General features: G+C 68.3%; 1 protein-coding gene. It reads right to left on the bottom strand.

Annotation, left to right across the window (positions count from 1 at the left end):
* Nucleotides 1-26: 26 nt before the first annotated feature.
* A complete protein-coding gene (locus AAFN89_RS20785) occupies nt 27-1220 on the bottom strand; it encodes an IS481 family transposase (protein ID WP_347541235.1) in 1194 nt (397 codons plus the stop codon).
* Between the last annotated feature and the right edge of the window lie 107 nt (nt 1221-1327).

Below are 1327 nucleotides of genomic sequence, written 5' to 3'. Positions count from 1 at the left end.
GTGAGCAACCGGGAACATAGTTGACGTTATAGACCGTTAGGATCGTTGACAGATTTCTGGTTTTGTTCTGCTTCACGGCGGCCCGGCCGGGCCGCCGTGAAGCGGCGCAATTTGTGGGTGCGTCGGTCGATGACGCCGAGCGGCAGGTCGGCGAAGCGGATGATCCAGTCGCCGGCGTCGGTTTCGGCGACGCCGACCGGCTCGCCGACCAGGACTTCGCTGACGAAGATGAGATCGCCGCCCCATCTGATCTCGCCGTTGCTCCGCACCCGTCGGACGGCGTGGTCAGCGTCGTAGTTCGGTTCGGCGCTGGACGCCGGATAGGGCCGGGGCGAGAGTGCGTAACGGCTGGCCGGCGTCGCCTGGCCCAGCGCCTCGTGCGGCCGGACATGGTTGAAGTCGTGCCGAAAGGCGTCGAACCGCCTCTGCTGCCGGGTGGCGTCGGCCGCTGGCGGCCGCGCCGTCTCCGCCTTCAAGGTCCCGTGCATCCGCTCGTGCCGGCCGTTCTGCTGCGGGCACCCCGGATCGGTCCGCTCCAGCCGGACGCCGAGCTTGACCCACTCGACCGAGAGCCGGCTCAGCCCGCCGGCCCCGCTGCCGGCGAAGGGCGGGCCGTTGTCGGACCGGATCGCCCGGGGCAGGCCATGCTCGCGGAACGCCGCCTCGACCACCGGCCGCACGCCCGCGGCGGTCGGTGCGACGATCCGGCAGTCGATCAGGAACCGGCTGTCGGCGTCGCTCAGGGTCAACGGATCGCAACGCGTCCCGTCCCTCGTCCTGAACCAGCCCTTGAAGTCGATGCACCATAGATCTCCCGGCGAGCGCACCGGCGCGAACGGGCGGGTCAAAGGCAACGCCGTCCGCCGACGCCGACGCGGCGCGCTCAGCCCTTCCCGCCGCAACAGGTCGCCGATTGTCGACGCCGCCGGCCAGGCCGCGCCGGGAACGGTGGCTTGCAGGAAAGCGCGCAGCTTCTTGGGACCCCAATTCGGCCGCGCGCAGCGCAGACGCACGATCTCTTGCGCCATACCATCGGCCATCGACCGTCCAGGCCGAACCGGCGCCCGCGAACGGGGCACCAGCCCAGCCGCCCCCTCCGAACGGTATCGACGCAGAAGCTCATACCCCCATTGCCGGCTGATCCCAAAACCCTCGCACACCGCCGACATGGCGCTCTCTTCCCTCAGGCACGCCGCTATGAAACGCAGCTTCTCGTCCATCACACAGGTCTCCTTGAACGGCATCGGCAAAGCCCTCCTTCGCCGACAAGAAAACCTGTCAACCATCTCTCCGGTCTATTCTGTCACCTATCTATCCGGTTCAGACC

The organism is Inquilinus sp. CAU 1745 (assembly GCF_039839375.1).
Lineage (GTDB): Bacteria > Pseudomonadota > Alphaproteobacteria > DSM-16000 > Inquilinaceae > JBDOQU01.
Note: the sequence above shows the minus strand (reverse complement) of the source record. Positions and strands in the feature narration are given on the sequence as shown.

What these genes read in the sequence shown, in the direction of transcription:
- AAFN89_RS20785 (WP_347541235.1), bottom strand. Translation starts at nt 1,220, where the DNA reads ATGGACGAGAAGCTGCGTTTCATAGCGGCGTGCCTGAGGGAAGAGAGC.